At 68.4% G+C, this 19429-nt stretch carries 20 protein-coding genes and 1 pseudogene; 7 read left to right on the top strand and 14 right to left on the bottom strand.

The window, feature by feature from the left end; translation table 11 throughout:
- Positions 1-173 precede the first annotated feature (173 nt).
- From rsmH to WA944_RS22235, 3 genes are all read right to left on the bottom strand, one after another.
- Complete coding sequence (gene rsmH, locus WA944_RS22245; RefSeq protein ID WP_526369869.1) at positions 174-1316, bottom strand: 16S rRNA (cytosine(1402)-N(4))-methyltransferase RsmH; 1143 nt, start codon at positions 1314-1316, stop codon at positions 174-176.
- Positions 1291-1725, bottom strand: coding sequence for a division/cell wall cluster transcriptional repressor MraZ (locus WA944_RS22240; protein ID WP_526369867.1), 435 nt, complete (start codon positions 1723-1725; stop codon positions 1291-1293). Before WA944_RS22240 ends, rsmH begins: the two co-directional genes overlap by 26 nt.
- A gap of 299 nt (positions 1726-2024) precedes the next feature.
- On the bottom strand, positions 2025-2423 hold the full coding sequence (locus WA944_RS22235; protein ID WP_526369865.1) for an SCO2097 family morphological protein: 399 nt from the start codon (positions 2421-2423) through the stop codon (positions 2025-2027).
- Positions 2424-2639: 216 nt separating this feature from the next.
- Between WA944_RS22235 and WA944_RS22230 the strand changes: the two genes are divergently transcribed.
- The 4 genes from WA944_RS22230 to WA944_RS22215 all read left to right on the top strand — a co-directional run bounded on the left by WA944_RS22230 (position 2640) and on the right by WA944_RS22215 (position 6800).
- A complete protein-coding gene (locus tag WA944_RS22230) occupies positions 2640-3227 on the top strand; it encodes a GNAT family N-acetyltransferase (RefSeq protein WP_526372571.1) in 588 nt (195 codons plus the stop codon).
- 47 nt (positions 3228-3274) lie between these two features.
- Positions 3275-3964: an LppM family (lipo)protein gene (locus WA944_RS22225; RefSeq protein WP_526372572.1), complete on the top strand. Its 690-nt coding sequence runs from the start codon at positions 3275-3277 to the stop codon at positions 3962-3964.
- Positions 3965-4105: 141 nt separating this feature from the next.
- The gene (idsA2, locus tag WA944_RS22220) at positions 4106-5185 is read left to right on the top strand and encodes a bifunctional (2E,6E)-farnesyl/geranyl diphosphate synthase (RefSeq protein ID WP_526372573.1); all 1080 of its coding nucleotides are present in this window, start codon (positions 4106-4108) and stop codon (positions 5183-5185) included.
- Positions 5186-5189: 4 nt separating this feature from the next.
- Entirely contained in the window at positions 5190-6800 is a 1611-nt protein-coding gene (locus WA944_RS22215; RefSeq protein ID WP_526372574.1) for an alpha-(1->6)-mannopyranosyltransferase A, read from the top strand.
- Here the strand turns inward: WA944_RS22215 and WA944_RS22210 are convergent.
- Complete coding sequence (locus WA944_RS22210) at positions 6721-7125, bottom strand: Rv2175c family DNA-binding protein (protein ID WP_526372575.1); 405 nt, start codon at positions 7123-7125, stop codon at positions 6721-6723. The genes WA944_RS22215 and WA944_RS22210 overlap by 80 nt on opposite strands.
- A gap of 69 nt (positions 7126-7194) precedes the next feature.
- Here WA944_RS22210 and WA944_RS22205 point away from each other — a divergent pair, with 69 nt between their 5' ends.
- Positions 7195-8412, top strand: coding sequence for a protein kinase domain-containing protein (locus tag WA944_RS22205; protein ID WP_526647345.1), 1218 nt, complete (start codon positions 7195-7197; stop codon positions 8410-8412).
- Between the two features lie 17 nt (positions 8413-8429).
- On the opposite strand, the gene WA944_RS22200 is transcribed toward WA944_RS22205, so the two are convergent.
- The 3 genes from WA944_RS22200 to WA944_RS22190 all read right to left on the bottom strand — a co-directional run bounded on the left by WA944_RS22200 (position 8430) and on the right by WA944_RS22190 (position 11269).
- Positions 8430-9830 (bottom strand): class II 3-deoxy-7-phosphoheptulonate synthase, encoded by a 1401-nt coding sequence (locus WA944_RS22200; RefSeq protein WP_526372577.1) that lies wholly within the window; start codon positions 9828-9830, stop codon positions 8430-8432.
- Positions 9831-9896: 66 nt separating this feature from the next.
- Entirely contained in the window at positions 9897-10376 is a 480-nt protein-coding gene (locus tag WA944_RS22195; RefSeq protein WP_159233843.1) for a polyadenylate-specific 3'-exoribonuclease AS, read from the bottom strand.
- A 2-nt stretch (positions 10377-10378) separates the two neighbouring features.
- Positions 10379-11269 (bottom strand): hypothetical protein, encoded by an 891-nt coding sequence (locus WA944_RS22190; protein WP_526373557.1) that lies wholly within the window; start codon positions 11267-11269, stop codon positions 10379-10381.
- Positions 11270-11350: 81 nt separating this feature from the next.
- Between WA944_RS22190 and WA944_RS22185 the strand changes: the two genes are divergently transcribed.
- The gene (locus tag WA944_RS22185; protein WP_526373559.1) at positions 11351-12631 is read left to right on the top strand and encodes a glycosyltransferase 87 family protein; all 1281 of its coding nucleotides are present in this window, start codon (positions 11351-11353) and stop codon (positions 12629-12631) included.
- 38 nt (positions 12632-12669) lie between these two features.
- Here WA944_RS22185 and WA944_RS22180 read toward each other — a convergent pair whose 3' ends face one another.
- The 5 genes from WA944_RS22180 to WA944_RS22160 form a co-directional block, all read right to left on the bottom strand.
- Positions 12670-13395: a lysophospholipid acyltransferase family protein gene (locus WA944_RS22180; protein WP_526373561.1), complete on the bottom strand. Its 726-nt coding sequence runs from the start codon at positions 13393-13395 to the stop codon at positions 12670-12672.
- Positions 13396-13505: 110 nt separating this feature from the next.
- On the bottom strand, positions 13506-13883 hold the full coding sequence (locus WA944_RS22175; protein WP_526373563.1) for a hypothetical protein: 378 nt from the start codon (positions 13881-13883) through the stop codon (positions 13506-13508).
- Positions 13880-15166 (bottom strand): ArsA family ATPase, encoded by a 1287-nt coding sequence (locus tag WA944_RS22170; RefSeq protein WP_526373571.1) that lies wholly within the window; start codon positions 15164-15166, stop codon positions 13880-13882. Before WA944_RS22170 ends, WA944_RS22175 begins: the two co-directional genes overlap by 4 nt.
- The gene (locus WA944_RS22165) at positions 15159-15596 is read right to left on the bottom strand and encodes an SRPBCC family protein (RefSeq protein ID WP_526373565.1); all 438 of its coding nucleotides are present in this window, start codon (positions 15594-15596) and stop codon (positions 15159-15161) included. The genes WA944_RS22170 and WA944_RS22165 overlap by 8 nt, the downstream gene beginning before the upstream one ends.
- Before the next feature lie 102 nt (positions 15597-15698).
- Positions 15699-16097 (bottom strand): polyketide cyclase / dehydrase and lipid transport, encoded by a 399-nt coding sequence (locus WA944_RS22160; protein ID WP_163891829.1) that lies wholly within the window; start codon positions 16095-16097, stop codon positions 15699-15701.
- A gap of 109 nt (positions 16098-16206) precedes the next feature.
- Between WA944_RS22160 and WA944_RS22155 the strand changes: the two genes are divergently transcribed.
- Positions 16207-18036 carry an AMP-dependent synthetase/ligase gene (locus WA944_RS22155; RefSeq protein WP_526373567.1) on the top strand — a complete coding sequence of 610 codons (1830 nt, stop codon included), beginning with the start codon at positions 16207-16209 and terminating at the stop codon, positions 18034-18036.
- A gap of 11 nt (positions 18037-18047) precedes the next feature.
- Here the strand turns inward: WA944_RS22155 and WA944_RS22150 are convergent, their stop codons facing one another.
- Positions 18048-19187, bottom strand: a complete 1140-nt coding sequence (locus WA944_RS22150) for a glycosyltransferase family 4 protein (protein ID WP_526610089.1) — start codon at positions 19185-19187, stop codon at positions 18048-18050.
- Positions 19188-19197: 10 nt separating this feature from the next.
- Positions 19198-19429 (bottom strand): annotated as a pseudogene (locus WA944_RS22145) (peptidase); the annotation flags it as partial.

Genomic DNA, 19429 nt, shown 5'->3' with positions numbered 1-19429 from the left:
ACGCTGCACCGGGCTGGTCTGCGGCGCCGAGCGCTGCGGGCGGACCTCGCGTGTCGGCTTGCGCCTACGCGGGGGCGCGTCGGCCATCCGTTTCGTCTCGCGCGCCGACCCGCGGGTGCCCCGCTTGTCGGCCTTCTTCTTCGACGCAGTGCCGCGCCCAGGCCGCTTTTCCTTCATCGCTCCTGCTTCCCCCCCACTCGTTGCAGCGCACGCAGCCGGACCGGGGCGCTTCGCGGATTACGTTCTGTCTCGTCGGACCCGGCACGTTCGGCGCCGCGCGTCAGCGTGACGAATTCGGGCTCGTACCCGGGCAGTTCGACCGGGAGCCCAGGTGGTGTGCGCGACGCGGTCGCAGCGGCGAACTCGGTCTTGACGATGCGGTCCTCCAGCGACTGGTAGGCCATCACGACGAGGCGACCCCCCGGGCGCAGCGCCGCCATCGCCGCGGGCACCGCTTCGCGCAGGGACTCCAGCTCGGCGTTGACCGCGATGCGCAGCGCCTGGAACGTGCGCTTGGCCGGGTGCCCTCCGGTGCGGCGCGCCGGTGCCGGGATCGCCTGATAGAGCAGCTCGACCAGTTCCCCGGTCCTGGAGAACGGGGTGACGGCGCGGCGCCGCACGATGTGCCGGGCGATGCGGCTGGCGAAGCGCTCCTCGCCGAACTCACGGAGCAGTCGCGTCAACTCCTTTTCGTCGAACGTGTTGAGGATGTCGGCCGCCGTCAGGTCGGCTTCCGAATCCATCCGCATGTCCAACGGCGCGTCCGTCGAGTACGAGAAGCCGCGCTCGGGGCGGTCGAGCTGCATCGACGACACTCCGAGGTCGAACAGGATCCCGTCGACGCCGCCGTCACCGACCACGTCGCCGATGACGGCGGCGATGCCGTCGTAGCGGGTGTGGACCAGCGTCACGCGGTCGGTGAACGGCGCGAGGCGTTCACCGGCGAGCAGCAGCGCGTCGGGGTCGCGATCCAGGCCGATCAACCGCAGGCCGGCGAACTCGGTGAGGAACCGTTCGGCGTGACCTCCGGCGCCGAGGGTGGCGTCGACCAGCGTGGCTCCGGCGCCGTCGGAGCCCATCCGGGTCAGCGCGGGGCCGAGCAACTCGACGCACCGGTCGAGCAACACCGGGATATGGGGCTCGTCATCCACCATCGCAGCACCCTGTGGGGTTGGAGCGGCCCCTGCAGTGAGGTCCCTGCCCGATTGCGCGAACCTGACGTCGGGGAAGTACGTCAGGGCCGGGTCGGGCAGAGGCCACACTGCACGGGCCTGCGGGCCAGTGGCCAGATCAGAGAATGTCGCCGAGTGCTTCATCGCTGGCCGCGGAGAAGTTCTCTTCGTGAAGTTCCTGGTAGTTGTGCCATGCCTGGGCGTCCCAGATCTCCAGGAACCCGATCGAACCGGTCACCACGCAGTCCTTGGAGAGGTTTGCGTAGCGGCGGTGCTCAGCGGAGAGCGTGATGCGGCCTTGGGCATCGGGGTACTGCTCGTCGGTGCTGGCGGCCAAGTTACGCAGGTAGGCACGTGCCTGCGGGTTGCCCCGCTTGGCCTTGCCGGAGATGTCGGCGACCATCGCCTCGAACTCCGCACGCGGGTGGACAGCCAGGCTGTGATCTTGGCTCTTGGTGACCATCAACCCTCCTGCCAGCGCTTCTCGGAACTTGGCGGGCAACGTCAGTCGCCCCTTGTCGTCGAGCCGTGGCGTGTAGGTGCCGAAGAACATCTCGCCACCTCGCAGACCTCGCTCGAGTCTCGCCCAACGGAACCCCGGTCGCTCCGTTGTCCGCCACTTTACCCCACAATCCCCCACTTTGCTCCAAATGTCGCCCTGCGTTTCCCTCGATCCCCCACGATCCAGCCGCGTTCCACGGGAAGCGGCACACCAACCACGGCGTCACTGCACTTCAGAGAGCCCAAAACGCAGCTCACAGCACCGCGTCCGGCCTGAGGGGTCCGGTGGGGCGCAGTGGGGCAAAAAAGAAGGGGCAGCCCCATCGGACTGCCCCTGACTCGGAGAGAGGTTTACTCGTCGAAGCGCCGACGGAACCGGTCTTCCATGCGGCTGGTGAACGAGCCGCCGCCCTTCGCCCGCTTCTGCCGGGGGGCTGCGCTGTCGGTGGGCGCTGCACTCTTTCCGCCGGAACGCGGACCGGTGATCGCAAAGACCACTCCACCGAACATGATGATGAAGCCGAACACCGAAAGGATCGGGAAGCTTCCGATCATGGTGGCCTTGAACGCCACACCCGAAACGAGCATCGCCAGCCCGGCCACGAAGAGCGCCGCGCCCTGCAGGCGGCGGCGTGTCGAAGGCGTTCGCAGAGTTCCCCCACGAACGCTTGACGCGAACTTGGGGTCCTCGGCATAAAGCGCGCTCTCGATCTGGTCGAGCATGCGCTGCTCATGATCGGAGAGTGGCATTCGTCCCTCCCTTTGCCGTGGGGGCGTCGCTGTCGTTCGAAAGTGGAGTGTGCGCGTGTGTCCGCGCACTTAACAGTAATGATACGAGCTGAATCTGACCCGTACCACCTTGTTCGTGGGCCGATTCTATGACGTGCACCGCCGCTGGGACCCAAGCACCTCGCTGACCGGATAATGGTGGCGGTCCACATTTCACCCACCGGGAGGTACAGATCGTTGGCGACGACTCTCATCGATCTGTCGCCGAGTGACATGGCGCATCGGCTCAGCGACGCGCTGGCGGTGTACGTCGACGCCATGCGATACCCCCGGGGGACCGAGGACCAGCGGGCGTCGATGTGGCTCGAACACACCCAAAGGCGGGGCTGGAAGGCCGTCGCGGCCCTCGATGACACCGAGGGCGCCGAGACGGGCGCACCCACCGCGGCGCCGATGATCGGCGTCGCCTACGGCTACTGCGGCGCGCCCGACCAGTGGTGGCAGCAGCAGGTCGTCGCCGGGCTGCGCCGCAACGGCGCCGACCAGACGGACATCGCCGAGCTGATGGCCAGCTATTTCGAGCTGACCGAGCTCCACATCCACCCACGCGCCCAGGGCCGCGGGCTCGGCGAGGCGCTCATCCGGCGGCTGCTCGACAACCGCGGCGAGCAGCACGTCCTGCTGTCTACCCCGGAGATCAACGGAGAGGCCAACCGGGCCTGGCGGCTGTACCGCCGTCTCGGTTTCACCGACATCATCCGCAGCTACCATTTCGCCGGTGACCCCCGGGCATTCGCGATCCTGGGTCGCTCGTTGCCGCTGTAGTGCTCCACACCGGCGCCCCGAGGCGTCCCGTCTGGCACGATTACCAGGTGCCGACCCGTCACCGCACCCGCAAGCGCCTCCTCGCCTTGGTTTTGCTGCTGTTGGTGGCGGCGCCGTCACTGATCGGGTGCGTGCGGATCAGGACGTCGCTCACGGTGTCCCCCGACGACCGGGTATCGGGCCAGATCGTCGCCGCGGCGAAGGCCCGTGACGGTGACGACAAGGGCCCGCAGCTGCTCAACAGCCTGCCGTTCGCGCAGAAGGTCGCCGTGTCCGAGTACAGCCGCGACGACTACGTCGGATCCCAGGCGGTGTTCTCCGACCTCACGTTCGCCGAACTCCCCCAGCTGGCAAGCATGAACCGGGACGCTGCCGGTGTCGACATCTCGCTGCGGCGCGCCGGCGACCTGGTGATCCTGGAAGGCCGCGCCGACCTGACCTCGCTCAGCGATCCGGAGGCCGACGTGTCGCTGAGCGTGTCGTTTCCCGGCGAGGTGACCTCGACCAACGGTGACCAGATCGCCGCCGAGATCGTCGAATGGGAACTTCAGCCCGGGGTGGTCAGCACGATGAACGCTCAGGCGCGCTACACCGACCCCAGCGCCCGGTCGTTCACCGGCGCCGCCATCTGGCTCGGGGTGGCGTCGTTCGTGGTCGCCGGGATCATCGGGGCGCTGGCCTACACCAACCGGGACCGCTCGCCCCGCCCCGGGGAGCCTGCCGAGAATGCGCAGTAGCTGCGCAGACCGCACCAGGCCGGCAGCCTGACTTGCTACAACTTCATTCTCAGGCTCTACTCTGAAGACACTCGGGGCCCGACTGGAACGGACTTGCGACGACATGGCTTGCGACGACATGGAAAGGGGCGCCCGCTGAGCGTGGACACAGCGGCACCATCGGCCGTCGAACTGGCCGCAGCCGTCAACGAGCAACTGCGGGGCTACCTACGTGATCGCCGCCGCGACGCCGCATACATCGGCACCGAGTACGCGGTGCTGACCGAGGCGGTCGAAGAGTTCGTCCTTCGCGGCGGCAAACGCCTGCGCCCGGCGTTCGCCTACTGGGGCTGGCGGGCGGTGGCGGGCACCGAGCCGGACCCCGCTGTGCTGCGCCTGTTCTCGGCGCTGGAACTGCTCCATGCCTGTGCCCTCGTGCACGACGACGTCATCGACGCCTCCGCCACCCGGCGCGGGTTGCCGACCGTGCACCGGATCTTCACCGAACGCCACCGCGGCAACAACTGGCTCGGCTCCTCAGAGCAGTTCGGTCTGTCGGCGGCGATCCTTCTCGGCGACCTGGCCCTGGTCTGGGCCGACGACATCATCGCCGGTGCAGAGCTCGACGTGGCCGCCCACCGCCGGGTACAGCGGGTGTGGGCGGCGATCCGCACGGAGGTGCTCGGGGGTCAGTACCTCGACATCGTCGCCGAATCGAGCGGTGCGGAGACGGTGGCCTCGGCTCTGACCGTGAACATCTACAAGACGGCCTCGTACACGATCTCGCGGCCGCTGCAGCTCGGCGCCGCGGCCGCTGCGGACCGCCCGGAGATCCTCGAGGCGTTCCATGAAGTGGGTACCAGCCTGGGGGTCGCGTTCCAGCTGCGCGACGACGTCCTCGGCGTGTTCGGTGACCCTGCGGTCACCGGCAAGCCGTCCGGCGACGACCTGCGCTCCGGCAAGCGCACCGTGCTGCTGGCCGAGGCGATCGAGCTCGCCGAGAAGCGCGACCCGCTGGCCGCCAAGCTGCTCCGCACCTCCGTGGGCACCGAGCTGTCCGACGCACAGGTCAAGGAGGTCTGCCTGGCGATCGAGTCGGTGGGCGCACTCGCGGCCGTCGAGGACCGGATCACCACGCTGACCCGCCGTGCGCTGGAGATCGTCAACGCCGCACCGATCGACGCCCGGGCCAAGGCCGGGCTCGCCGAACTCGCCGGATTGGCCGCGAACCGGACCGCCTAGGAGCATGACGACACCCGCACCGGCCAAGACCCCGAGACCCGGTCTGTCACGGTTTTTCGCGCAGCTCGGGGAGTTCACCCGGTCCCCCGAGGCCCGGCCAGCCCTGGTCGGAGCGCTCGGTGCCGCGCTGATCACGGCCGGCGGGCTCGGCGCAGGCAGCACTCGGCTGCACGATCCCGTCCTGGAATCGATGCATCTGTCGTGGCTGCGGTTCGGGCACGGGTTGGTGCTTTCCTCCGCGCTGCTGTGGGTGGGCGTGGCACTGATGCTCGGGGCCTGGCTGTGGCTGGGCCGTCGGGTGATCGACCGCACCGCCAGCGAATACACCATGGTCGTCACCACCGGCTTCTGGCTCACCCCGTTGCTGCTCAGCGTCCCGGTGTTCAGCCGCGACACGTACTCCTATCTGGCCCAGGGCGCGCTGCTGCGTGACGGCTTCGACCCGTACGTGGTGGGGCCGATCGACAACCCGAACCCGCTGCTGGACAACGTCAGCCCGATCTGGACTACAACCACCGCGCCGTACGGACCGGCGTTCATCCTGGTCGCGAAGTTCGTCACGATGGCGGTCGGTGACGACGTCGTCGCCGGAACGATGCTGCTGCGGCTGTGCATGCTGCCGGGTCTGGCACTGCTGATCTGGGCGGCCCCCAGGATCGCTCGCCATGTCGGCGCGAGCGGAGCGGCAGCACTGTGGATCTGCGTGCTGAACCCGCTGGTGATCGTCCACCTGATGGGCGGCGTGCACAACGAGATGCTGATGGTCGGGTTGATGATGGCCGGCATCGCGCTGACGTTCGGCGGCCACCACGTATCGGGGGTCGGCCTGATCGCGGTGGCCGTCGCGGTGAAAGCCACGGCGGGACTGGCGCTGCCGTTCATGGTGTGGGTGTGGGCACGCGGTTTGCGGGAACGCCGCCACCTGGGTCCGGTGAAGGCGTTCGCCGCGGCCACGGCCGGGTCACTGGTGATCTTCGTCGCGGTGTTCACGATCCTGTCGCTGGTCGCCGGCGTCGGGCTGGGCTGGCTCACCGCGCTCGCCGGGTCGGTCAAGATCATCAACTGGCTGACCGTGCCCACCGCGACGGCGAACCTGATCAACGTGTTCTTCGGGCTGTTCTTCCCGGTGAACTTCTACGCGGTTCTCGAGACCACCCGCATCATCGGGATCGCGGTGATCGCGATCTCGGCGCCGCTGCTGTGGTGGCGGTTCCGGCGCACCGACCGGGATGCGCTGATGGGTATTGCGCTGCTGATGGCCGTGGTCGTGCTGTTCGTGCCCGCGGCACTGCCGTGGTACTACACCTGGCCGCTGGCGGTGGCGGCCGCACTGACACAGTCCCGGCAGGCGGTCGCACTCATCGCAGGGCTGTCGACATGGATCACCGTGATCTGGAAGCCCGACGGCGCCCACGGGATGTACTCGTGGCCGCATGTGCTGCTGGCAACCGCGTGCGCGGCTGGGGCGTGGTACTGGCTGGCCCGGGCCGGCGGGTCACCGGCAACCGCAGCCGACGCACCGGTCGGCAGGCCGGTCAGTACGCCATTGCCTGGGCGCGACGAACCACCTCACGGGCCTGATGCGAATGCAACGCATCCACCGGGCGGGCGTTAATCTGCGACTCGATGGACCCGTCGCGGGTGATCGTCAGCGACGGGTCCGGGGTGAACAACCACCGGACGATCTCGGTGTCGCCGAATCCCCCGTCGTGCAGCACGACCAGCAACCCGGACAGGGTCTTGACCACCTGACCGGATTCGTCGAAGAAGATCTTGGGCACCACGACGGCCCTACCGCGGCGGACCGCGACGAGGTTTCGCTCTCGGAGATGCTGATGCACTTTGGTCACCGGGACACCGAGCAGATCCGCCACGGTGGACAGGTCGTAGACGGCCTCGTCGGGATCCAGGATGTCATCGGCAGTCGGAATGCTGCTCACCGCACTGAGTCTAGGTCCACCCGGCCTCCCGCCGGCGCGTGGCGGGCCACCCGGAGTCCGGCTCGTAACATGTGTCCGGTGGAGACCTATCAACCCGCCGACCCGCTCACCGGGTCCGTGCTGGACGGTAGGTACCGGGTGGACACTCTGATCGCGACCGGCGGCATGTCCGGAGTGTACCGCGGGCTGGATCTGCGGCTGGACCGCCCGGTGGCGGTCAAGATCATGGATACCCGCTACGCCGGCGACGAGCACTTCCTGACCCGCTTCCAGCGCGAAGCACGAGCGGTCGCCCGCCTGAAGAATCCCGGCCTGGTGGCGGTTCACGACCAGGGCATCGACGGTCGGCATCCCTTCCTGGTGATGGAGCTGGTCGAGGGCGGCACGCTGCGGGAACTGCTCCGAGAGCGCGGCCCGATGCCCCCGCACGCAGTCACCGCGGTGCTGCGGCCGGTGCTCGGTGGGCTGGCCGTGGCGCACCGTGCCGGTCTGGTGCACCGCGACATCAAACCGGAGAACATCCTGATCAGCGACGACGGTGAGGTCAAGATCGCCGATTTCGGGCTGGTCCGGGCGATCGCCGAAGCCAAGATCACCTCCACCAGCGTCATCCTGGGCACCGCGGCGTATCTGTCACCCGAGCAGGTGAGCACCGGTGACACCGATTCCCGGGGGGACGTCTACTCCGTCGGCGTCCTGATCTACGAGCTGCTGACCGGAGCCACCCCGTTCACCGGTGACACCACGCTGGCGGTCGCCTACCAGCGACTCGACCACGACGTCCCGCCACCCAGCGCTGCTATCGGGGGCGTGCCCAGGCAATTCGACGAGCTGGTCCACACCGCCACTGCGCGCGACCCGCAGGAGCGATTCGCCGACGCCGGGGAGATGCTCGACGAGCTCGACACCACCGCCCGGGTACTCGGACTTCCGCAGTTCCGGGTGCCCGCCCCGCGGAACTCGGCGCTGCACGCCTCCGCGGTCGTTCCGACATCGGGTCCCGGACCCACCGATCACCTGGACAAGCACCCCGGCGCCGCGCCGGGGCATCGGCATACCAAGGTTTTCACCCGCGACGAGCTTCCTGCGGTGGACTCAGACCAGGATGACGACGAATACCAGCCGTTCACAGGACGATTCGCCGGGATCGAGCTCTCCGAGTTCGATTGGGCACGGCAGCGGGCCAAGCAGGTGCTGTTCTTCTGGGTGGTCGCGGTGGTGACCGTGGCCGCCCTGGCGGCCGCCGGGGCATGGGCCCTCGGCAGCAACCTCAGCGTGCTGCTCTGAGCCGCTGCCCGACGCGATCAGTCCCGCAGCATCTCCGCAACCAGGAACGCCAACTCCAGTGACTGCTGGGTGTTCAGCCGCGGATCGCAGGCCGTCTCGTACCGGCCGGCGAGGTCGGTGTCGGAGATGTCCTGTGCGCCACCGAGACACTCGGTGACGTTCTCGCCGGTGATCTCGACGTGGATACCGCCAGGGTGGGTGCCCAGAGAGTGGTGCACCTCGAAGAAGCCCTGGACCTCGTCGACGACGCGGTCGAAGTGTCGGGTCTTGTAGCCGGTCGACGACTCGTGGGTGTTGCCGTGCATCGGGTCGCACTGCCAGATCACCTGATGCCCGGAGGCCTGCACCTTCTCGATGATCGCGGGCAGCACGTCGCGCACCTTGCCGTTGCCCATCCGGCTGACCAGGGTGAGGCGGCCGGGCTCGTTGTTCGGATCGAGCCGCTCCACGTACTCCACCGCCAGTTCCGGAGAGGTGGACGGACCGATCTTCACACCGATCGGGTTGGCGATCACCTCCGCGAACGCGATGTGTGCGCCGTCGAGTTGACGGGTCCGCTCGCCGATCCACACGTAGTGCGCCGACAGGTCGTAGAGCTTGGGTGCGGCCCCGTCGCCCTCGGCGTTGTCGTAGTCCATCCTCAGCATCGCGCGCTCGTAGTCCAGCACCAACGCCTCGTGGCTGGCGTAGATCTCGGCTGTCTGCAGATTGCGGTCGTCGACGCCGCAGGCACTCATGAAGCGCAGTCCGCGGTCGATCTCGCCGGCCAGCGCCTCGTACCGCGCCCCCGCGGGTGAGGTTCTGACGAACTCGCGGTTCCAGTCGTGGACCTTCTGCAGCGATGCCATCCCCGACGAGGTCAGCGCCCGCACCAGGTTCATCGCCGCGCTGGCGTTGGCGTAAGCCCGCACCAGACGCGAGGCGTCGTGCTCACGCACGGCGGCGTCGGGGGCGAACCCGTTGATCATGTCGCCGCGGTAGGACCTCAGCCCCAGCGCATCGATGTCGGCCGAACGCGGTTTGGCGTACTGCCCGGCGATCCGCGCCACCTTCACCACCGGCGTGCTTGCGCCGTACGTCAGCACCACGGCCATCTGTAGCAACGTCCGGATATTGGCCCGGATGTGCGGTTCGGTGTTGTCGACGAACGTCTCGGCGCAGTCACCGCCCTGCAGCAGGAACGCCTTGCCCCGCGCGACGTCGGCGAGGTGGGACTTGAGCCGTTCGATCTCCGACGGCACCGTGACAGGGGGGACGCTCTCGAGCACCGTGCGCATCGCCTTCGCCTGGTCCGCAGGCCAACTCGGCTGCTGCAGGGCCGGCCTGGCGAGCGCCGCGTCCAGCCGTTGCCGCAGGTCCTCGGGCAGCGGCGGGAGGTCCGGCAGCTGGTCGATGGGTACGTCGACGGTCCAATTCACCCGTCCATCGTAACCGCGGCTCAAAACCGCTTTTCACGCCTGTGCGCGCCCCTTACCGCGGTCGGCTCAGCCGCCGGTGATCAGCTGGTACCGGTACAGGTTGTGTTTGGCGTCGACGAGCGCGTCGTGGGCGTCGCGCGGTCGCGGCGGCATCCGCGGGCAGCCGTGCTCCTCCCAGAACTGCCGCAGCTCGCGGGTGAACCGCGGGATCGCCGGCGGCAGATCCGTCATCGGGCCCCACAGCTGGCACAGCACCACGTGGTCGTAGGCACCGACCCACGCCCACAGCTCGATCGGCTCGTCGCCGTCGATGCCGAGGAAATCCTCGAGCTCGGCCCGGATCTGCCGGCGCGAGCGCCACAGCGGCGACGCCGGAGAGGGCAGCTTGGGCAGTACGTGTTTGCGTACCCAGCTGCCGGCCCGCTCAGGATCGAATTCTGTTGAGATCGCGTAGTATTCGCGGCCGTCCTCGGCCGCCACGCCGATCGAGATCAGCTCGATGGTGTAACCGTTGTCGATGAACTCCGTGTCGTAGAAATACCGCACAGTTATGTGACTTCCTCACTGACGGGGCCGCGATCGAGGGGCGCGGGCGCTGCATGGATCTCGCGGTCGAGCTGTTCATCGACCTTGGCATCGTCGGGGAATTTCGGCATTCCCGCAATCGCGTCCTGCAGCCACAGCTTGGCCTGGATGACGGGCCGGCGCAGCCAGCGCTCCCGCTCCAGCGCGCGGTGCATCTTGCGGGGGCGATCGGTGTAGCGCCACCGCGCCCATGGCGCATGCGGCCGGGACAGCCGGATCGCACCGACGAACAACAGCGGGGTGATGAACATCCCCACGAGACCGGTCCAGACCTTGCCTTTGAGCAGCACGATCACCGCGAGGCCCAGCGTCAGGACCGCCACTGCGACCACGATGGCCCGCGCCACCACGGACTGATCGCTGCGCCAGATGTCGATGTCGAAGAACGACAGCGGGCTGAACCCGAGGATCAGCAGCCCGGCGACCGCGACGGCGACGAACACCGCATCCACCGAGGTCCGCCCGTCCTCTGCCCAGTACACGTCGGACAGATGCAGGATCAACGCGAACTCGTCGAGAACCAGCGCCGCGCCGATACCGAAAAGCACAGCGGCCGCCGTGAACTCGGGCACTCCCCCGTCGACAGCAAGCGTCACCATCGCCACCCCGGAGATCATGACCAGGACCACACCGATCACCACATGGTGGATGTGCAGACCCCCGCCGCCGGAGATGTTGCGGGGCTGCCACCACTTGCGGGGGGCGTCGCTGTCAGCGTGGCGGCGGATGTACCGCACGATCGTGCGGGTCACGAAGAACGTCAGGATGAACGCGACCAGACAGCACACCAGCGGCAGCCGCGACTGCGGGATGTCGGTCGAGAATCCGAAGTCCAGGTTCAGGGTCTGGCGCACTCAGAGAACTTACGCCGACGTGCGCGTGTCCATGCCGGGATGCCCGCAGACGCGCCGGTGGGCACCGATAGTCTCTGCGCAATGAGTACGTGGCGGTCGCCGGGCGCGGCCGGTTGGGGGCCGACGCTCGCGTGGCGACTGTTTCAGCTGATGACCGCGGCGGCGTTGGTCTGGGCGGGCTGGCGGCTGCTCGGACAGACCCCCTACCGCATCGACATCGACGTCTACCGGATGGGCGGACAGGCCTGGCTCGACGGACAGCGTCTCTACGCCGACGAAACCGAGTTCTACACCCAGAGCGGCGTGGACCTGCCCTTCACCTATCCGCCGCTGGCGGCCGTCCTGTTCGCCCCTTTCGCGTTGTTGTCGCTGGGCGGGGCGAACGTCGCCATCACCGTGACCACGCTGCTCCTGCTGCTGGTGTCGACGATGATCCTGCTGACCCGGCTGGACGTGTGGCCCACCACCCGAATCACCGCTGACCCGGCGTGGGCACGGCGGTGCTGGCTGGCCGCGGCCGTCGCGGCTCCCGCGGTGATCTTTCTCGAGCCGATCCGGTCGAACTTCGACTTCGGTCAGATCAACGTGGTGCTGATGACGTTGGTGATCGCCGACTGTGTCCCGCGAAGGACACCGTGGCCCAGAGGAATGCTCCTCGGTGTCGCGATCGCGCTGAAGCTGACGCCGGCGGTGTTCCTGCTGTACTTCCTGCTGCGCCGCGACACACGCGCGCTGGTGATCACCGCGGCATCGGCGGCGATTGCGACGTCGGCCGGGTTTGCGTTCACGTGGCGCGACTCGTTGGAGTACTGGACCCAGACGGTGCGCAACACCGACCGCATCGGCGCCCCGACGCTGAACACCAACCAGAACATCGCCGGCGCGCTGGCCCGGCTGGGTCTCGGGGAAGGCGAGCGGTTCCTGCTGTGGACTGTCGCGTGCTTCGTGGTGCTCGGCCTCACCGTGTGGGCGGCCCGCCGGGCACTGCGCGCCGGGCAACCGGTGCTGGCACTGATCTGCGTGGCGATGTTCGGCCTGACGGTCTCACCGGTGTCGTGGTCGCATCACTGGGTGTGGGCACTGCCGACGGTACTGGTGTCGGCTGTGCTCGCGGTGCGGCTGCGGCATGCCGCGCTGGGTGCGGTGGCGGCGCTCGGGGTGGCGCTGATGGTGTGGACGCCGATCACGCTGCTGCCGGCCCACCGTGAGACCGCGGCGTCCCTGTGGCGCCAGCTGGCAGGGGGTTCGTATCTGTGGTGGGCGCTCGCGGTGATCGTGGTCGCCGGAACCGTCTCCGCCCGTGCCGCAGTCGAGGGCACCTCGGCAGCGGATGCCGCGCCGGTCTCCGCCTCCAAGCCCTGACCGGCGCCGGCTCAGCCGGCGGCAGCTGAACTGCCGGCTCAGCCGGCGGCAGCCTCGGGGAGCCGTGTCGGCGGCTTCACAGCTCCCTCAGCTTTTCCCTCTTTGATGTCGGCGGCGTAGAGGTCGACGTACTCCTGCCCGGACATCTGCATCAGCTCGTACATCACCTCGTCGATGACGGCCCGTTCGATGAACCGGTTTCCCGCGAGACCCTCGAAGCGGCTGAAGTCCATCGGCTCGCCGAACTTGACGTGAACCCGGCCGAACCGCCACATCTTGCTGCCGGGGGGGTTCACGGAGTCGGTCCCGATCATCGCGACCGGGATCACCGGGACCTGGGTCTCCAGGGCCAGCCGGGCCAGCCCGGTCTTGCCCTTGTAGAGCCGTCCGTCCGGGGACCGGGTGCCTTCGGGGTACATGCCCAGCACCTTGCCCTGCCCGAGGATCCGCTCCGCGGTGGTCAGGGCGTCCTGCGCGGCGTCGGCGCCGGCACGGTCGATCGGGACCTGGCCGGCGGCGGTGTAGAACCACCGGGTGAACCAGCCTTTGAGGCCGGTGCCGGTGAAGTACTCGGCCTTCGCCAGATAGGTGATCCGACGATTCACCACCAGGCACTTGTAGAAGCTGTCCGCCACCGCGAGGTGGTTACTGGCCAGGATCACCGCTCCGGACTGCGGGACATGCTCGAGCCCTTCGACTTTCGGGCGGCCGAGCAGCGTCAGCAACGGACCCATGAAGACGAACTTGAACAGCCAGTACCACATGGAACCTCCCGCATCACCCGACCGCGGGGTCGATCGGGCTTACCGACCGCCGGCACGGTGCTCTGGGACAACCTTACCCACGGGTGTGTGCGCACGACCACAAGTGCGCCTCACTCCTCCACAATCACCGTGATGCGCTGATAGTGACCGGGCTCCACCGGCCCGGTCGGTTCGGGCGGCGGTTGACCCTGCGGTGGTGGCCCGTCGGGTTGCGGTGGCGTCCCCGCACCGTCGAGGTTCTCGACCATCGCCCTCACCATTGTCACCAGGGCGACGCTGTGCTCCGCGAGCACGCTGAGCAGTGGGTGTTGCTCACCGGAGATCAGCGCGGCGAGCGCGCACACCGGGCACCACACCTGCTCACACTTGCCGGAACCGCCGGCCTGTGCCCTGGCTGCGGCCATCCGCACCGCGGGATCGAGGCGGTCGAGTATCGACTGGGCGAGTTGCCGCAGTTCGGGACCGATATCGGAATGCGAGCCACTCAAGCCGGCCACACCTCCGGGTTCGGTCGAAATCGCACGGTCAACTCGGTGCCGCGCAGCGCGGCGTCGGTGACGAGGCATCGTCGCAGCACCGACGCCAGCCGCACCCGGCGCCGCATCCCGCCGACACCGATGATCAGGTCGTCACCGACCCTACCCAACGACAGCGCGGAGGAGTCGACCTGCGGCAGGTCCAGCCGCAACCGGTAGACAGCGTCCAGACCGCTGCCCGACTCGCGGTCGACAACGGGCCGCAGCGGTCCCGGTGGCGGTGAGCCGTCCCTGCGGCGTGCGCAGTCCAGTAGCTCGCCGAGTGCCTTGGCCCCGATCGGCTCGCCCGCCAGATGCGGCACCAGGACCAGGGCGACGTCTCCGATGACACGGTCGAGTTCGTCGAGCACCACCCGCTGCTCGGAGATGCGTTCGGCGTACCAGTCGAATGCCGGATGCTCGGGCAGGTTGCGATACTCGAACGAATCGTCTTCGACAAGAAGCTGGTTGACGATGAGCTCGGCCACCGGCACACCCATCAGGGCCAGCGAGCCCAAGGTGCGGACCGCCTCCGCGGCGACCACCCGCTCGGCCGTCATCACCAGATGGGCGCTGACCCTCGCGGAGTCGGTGAGCATGGTGCTGAGCTGATCGGTGCCCACGCCGATCCGCTCGAGCAGGCCCACCACAGCAGCGGTGCGCGCGTCGTCGGCACCGGACAACCGGCGGTGCCTGGGCCAGGCTCGCTCGAGATACAGCCCGAACGTCGCGGGCAGCGTGAGCATCCGCATCGCGTCGGCGGTCGAGGCGCAGTCGACGACGACGAGGTCCCACTGCCCCGAGTCGGCGAGTTCGCCGACCTCGTGCAGACCGAGCACCTCCTGGACACCGGGGAACGCGGAAAGCTCTTCTGGCGCAATGTCGCCGACGTCGGATTCGGGGAACCTCTCGGAGAGCACGCCGGCGATCTCCCGCCACCGTGTGGCCAGAAGCGCCAGGGTGTCGAGGGCCAGCGCGTCGAGCGATCCACCGCCCGATTCCGCGGTGTCGAGTTCTGCGAGCACCCGGGTAGGCTCGCGCCTGCCGGTCGGGGTGACGGTCGTGCCCAGCACGTCACCTGTCGAATGCGCCTGGTCGGTGGACACGATCAGCACCCGCATCCCGGCGCGCGCAGCACGCACAGCCGTGGCGGTCGCCAACGTCGACTTCCCCACGCCGCCCTTGCCGACGAACAGACCGATCCGGGCTCTGCCGGGCGTCCGCGCCGTCTCGGCGGCGTGCCTGTCCTCAGTCAGCCTCGACTCGTTTCTTGAGGTCCTTCAGCGCGGTATCGGTCAGGCGTCGTTCTGCTTTCCTCTTCAGCAGGCCGATCATCGGGATGATCAGGTCGACGGCCAGCTCGTAGGTGACATCGGTGCCAGATCCCTTGGGCACCAGCCGGTATGCACCCTCGAGGGACTTCAGCAAGGTGCTCGACACCAGCGACCAGGTCACCGAGCCCCGGTCGGCGGGCCACTGGTAGGCGAGCACCATGGTGTCCTTGAGCACCGCGGCATCCAGGACCAGCCGGGCCACCTTCGGGCAGCCGGCCTCGTCGGCCTCGAGGACCTCGGCCTCTTTGTACTCGGCGACCCAGTCCGGGTACGAGCCGATGTCGGCGATCACGTCCATCACCGTCGAAGGGTCGGCATCGATGAAAATGGTCTGCGCCGTCTTGTCCGCCACTGAATCAATCCCCGCTAGGTCTGGTCGCTGGCCAAAAATCTACTCTCCCCTCCCGGGATCGGCCCCCGTACTCACAATTGGGGGCATGGCCTGGGAGCGGCCTCACGCCAGCCTGGATACCCCGACCGGACGTCCCGCCTCCAGCCGGTGTTTGACCTCGAAGGCCATGTCCTTGCCTGCCACCCGGCGCCGGTGGTTCATCTTGGCGAGATTCATCTTCGCCAGCTCCCACGCCGCGGCTCCCGACGGCTCGGCATGCAGGAAGTAGTGCAGCACCACACCATCGGGGCCGTGGCGCGTTTTTTCCAGCCAGATCTCCATGGTCCCCGTCAGCGCACCGGTCACCGTCCACCGTTGCCCGACCTCACCGCGGTCCTCGACGACCGTCAGGCGCAGGTCGGGCCACCACCGCGACCAGCTCACCGGGTCGGCGACGGCCCTGCCGACCTCGGCCGGATCGGCCGCGATGAAGGTCTCATCGGCGATCTGGATGCTGTTCATGACAGACAAGCTTCACACATCACCGGTCCTGCCCCGGTGTTGGCCGACTAGGCTGGACACGGCAACACCTTTTGTCGAGCCGCCTGAGAATCACGAGAGGGCCTCCACCGTGCGCGAGTTCAGCGTTCCCGCATCATTCACCGTCGGCGAGCACGACAACATCGTCAGCTCCGTCTACACCCACGAGCGCGACAATCCCGACCACGTGATCTTCCAGCGGCTCGTCGACGGCAACTGGGTCGATGTGACCTGCCGCCAGGCGGCTGACCAGATCCGTTCTGTGGCAAACGGTTTGATCGCCCACGGGGTCCAGCCCGGCGATCGGGTCGCGATCCTGTCCGCGACCCGCTACGAATGGCCGATCCTGGACTTCGCCATCCTGTCGATCGGCGCCGTGACGGTGCCCATCTATGAGACCAGCTCGGCGGAGCAGGTGCAGTTCGTGCTGGCCGACTCCGGCGCGGTCGCGGCGTTCGCCGAGACCGATGCGCATGTCGGCCGGATCGAGCAGCTGCGAGACCAGGTGCCGCAGCTGCGCAAGGTGTATTGCATCGAGGGTCAGGGCCCGGCGGCCCTCGACGAGCTCGCCGACGCGGGCCGGGACGTCGAGGCCACCGCCGTCGACGAGCGGCTCGCCGCGATCCGGTCTGCCGACCCGGCGACACTGATCTACACCTCGGGCACCACCGGGCGTCCCAAGGGCTGCCAGCTGACACACTCCAACCTGCTCTACGAAATCCGCGGCGCCAAGGCGTGCTTCCCCGATCACCTGGCCAAGGGCGAGAAGCTGCTGGTGTTCCTGCCGCTGGCCCATGTGCTGGCCCGCGCACTGACCGTCGCCGCTTTCTCCGGCGGGGTGACGCTGGGCTTCACCAGCGACATCAAGAACCTGGTGCCGATGCTGGCGGTGTTCAAGCCGACGCTGGTGGTGTCGGTGCCGCGGGTGTTCGAGAAGGTGTACAACACCGCCGAACAAAACGCAGAAAACGACGGCAAGGGCAAGATCTTCCAGATCGCCGCCGACACCGCGATCGAATGGAGCAAGGCCCAGGACAGTGGTGGCGCCGGGTTGCTGCTCAAGCTCAAGCACGCGGTGTTCGACAAGCTCGTCTACGGGAAGCTGCGTGCCGCCCTCGGCGGCAACTGCCATGCCGCGATCTCCGGCGGCGCACCGCTGGGAGCGCGGTTGGGGCACTTCTACCGCGGTGTCGGCCTGTCCATCTACGAGGGCTACGGGCTCACCGAGACCAGCGCGGCGATCACCGTGAACCGGGTGGGTGAGCTGAGGGTCGGTTCGGTGGGCAAGCTGCTGCCCGGCAACAGCATGAAGCTGGGTGACGACGGCGAGCTGCTGGTCAAGGGTGGCGTGGTGTTCGGCGGCTACTGGGGCAATGAGGAAGAGACGAAGGCGGTGTTCACCGCGGACGCAAGGAGCGAAAACGGCACCGGGGACTGGTTCCACACCGGCGACCTCGGCACGATCGACGACGACGGATTCCTGACGATCGTCGGTCGCAAGAAGGAGATCATCGTGACCGCCGGCGGCAAGAACGTCGCGCCCGCGTTGCTCGAGGACCGGCTGCGGGCGCACCCGCTGATCAGTCAGGCGATGTGCGTGGGGGACGCGAAGCCGTTCATCGCGTCGCTGATCACCATCGACCCCGAGGCGTTCCCCGGCTGGAAGGAGCGCCACGGCAAGGCCGAAGACGCATCGGTGTCCGATCTGACCACCGATCCGGACCTGTGCTCGGAGGTCGAGCTGGCGGTCAAGGAGGCCAATCAGGCCGTGTCGAAGGCCGAGCAGATCCGCAAGTTCCGCATTCTGCCGGTCGACTTCACCGAGGACACCGGTGAGCTGACACCCACCCTGAAGGTCAAGCGCAAGGTCGTCGCGGAGAAGTTCGCGGCTGACATCGACGCGCTCTACGCAAAGGGTTAGAGCGGGGCTAGCTAGAGCAGCCGGGCCAGCCGCTGCGCCTGGGTGCGCCACTGCCAGTTGTCGACGGCCCAGCGGCGGCCTGCCGCGCCCATCTCCGCGGCGCGGCGCGGCGAGTCGAGCAGGTCGATGACGGCAGCGGCGATCGCGCCGACATCCCAGCCGTCCACGACGGTGCCGGTCTGGCCGTCGAGCACCGTCTCCGGCGCGCCGCCGGACCTGCCGGCCACCACGGGCACACCGCAGGCCGACGCCTCCAGGTAGACGATGCCCAGCCCCTCGACGTCCAACCCGGCCCCCCGGGTTCGGCACGGCATCGCAAAGACGTCGGCCATGGCGTGATGTGCGGGCAACTCGTCCCCGGGCACGCTGCCGGTGAAAAGCACGTGCTCGGCGACGCCGAAGCTGTGCGCGAGGCGGGTCAGTGTGGTCCGGTACGGGCCCCCGCCGACGATCACCAGCGCCGTGCCCGGTATTCGTTCCCGGATCGCCGGCAGTGCCCGGATCAGCATGTCCTGCCCTTTACGTGGCACCAGCCGTGACAGACACACCACGACCGGACGCCCGCCGAGCCGGTAGCGCGTCCGCATCTGCGCCCGCGCAACCTCGTCGGGGACGAAGCGGTCGATGTCCACGCCGGGCGGGACGTGCTCCAGCGCCGCCGCGGGCCCGAACGCCGAGGCGAACCGTCCCCGGGTGTAGGAGCTGATGTAGGTCACCGCGTCGGTGTCGTTCCCGATGCGTCGCAGCGCCTGTCGTGCCATCGGCAACATCGACCAGCCGACCTCGTGTCCGTGGGTGCTCGCGATGACCCTGCCCGCGCCCGCGGCCCGCGCCAGCGGGCTCAACAGCGCCAGCGGCGCAGCGGCGCCGAACCACACCGTGTTGATGCCGCGCTCGGCGATGAGGCGGCGCATCCGCAGCGCCACCGACGGTTCGGGCACCATCAGGGTTCCCGGGTGTCGGACGATGTCGTACCCGGCAGCAGCGGCAGCGGCGTCGTACTCCGGGGCGCCCTTCCACTTCGGCGCGTACACGGTCAGAATGTGGCCGCCCGCGGCCCCGGTGAGATGGGTGACCAGGGCCTCGAGGTAGGACTGGATCCCACCGCGTCGCGGCGGAAAGTCGTTGGTGACCAGCAGCACCCGGCTCATCGCGGCCCCGTCAACTGTCACCCCATTGCCGCCATCCGCGCAGCACCGCGGGCAGCTCGACGCCGAGCGCCTCGCGCACCGCGGTGGCGATGTCGGCGTGGCCGGGTCCGCAGGCCTCGAGGTAGAGCGTCCTCAGCCGGTCGGCACCGTAGGCGTCGACAACATAGGCGGCGAAGGACCACGCCCGGTCGTATGCCGCCGAACGGGCCGGGCCCGCGGTGGCCAGCTCGGCGTCGGTGGGC

It is taken from the genome of Mycobacterium sp., assembly GCF_049683355.1.
Taxonomy (GTDB): domain Bacteria; phylum Actinomycetota; class Actinomycetes; order Mycobacteriales; family Mycobacteriaceae; genus Mycobacterium.
The sequence above is the reverse complement of the archived record's forward strand: the minus strand, read 5'-3'. Positions and strand labels throughout refer to the sequence as shown.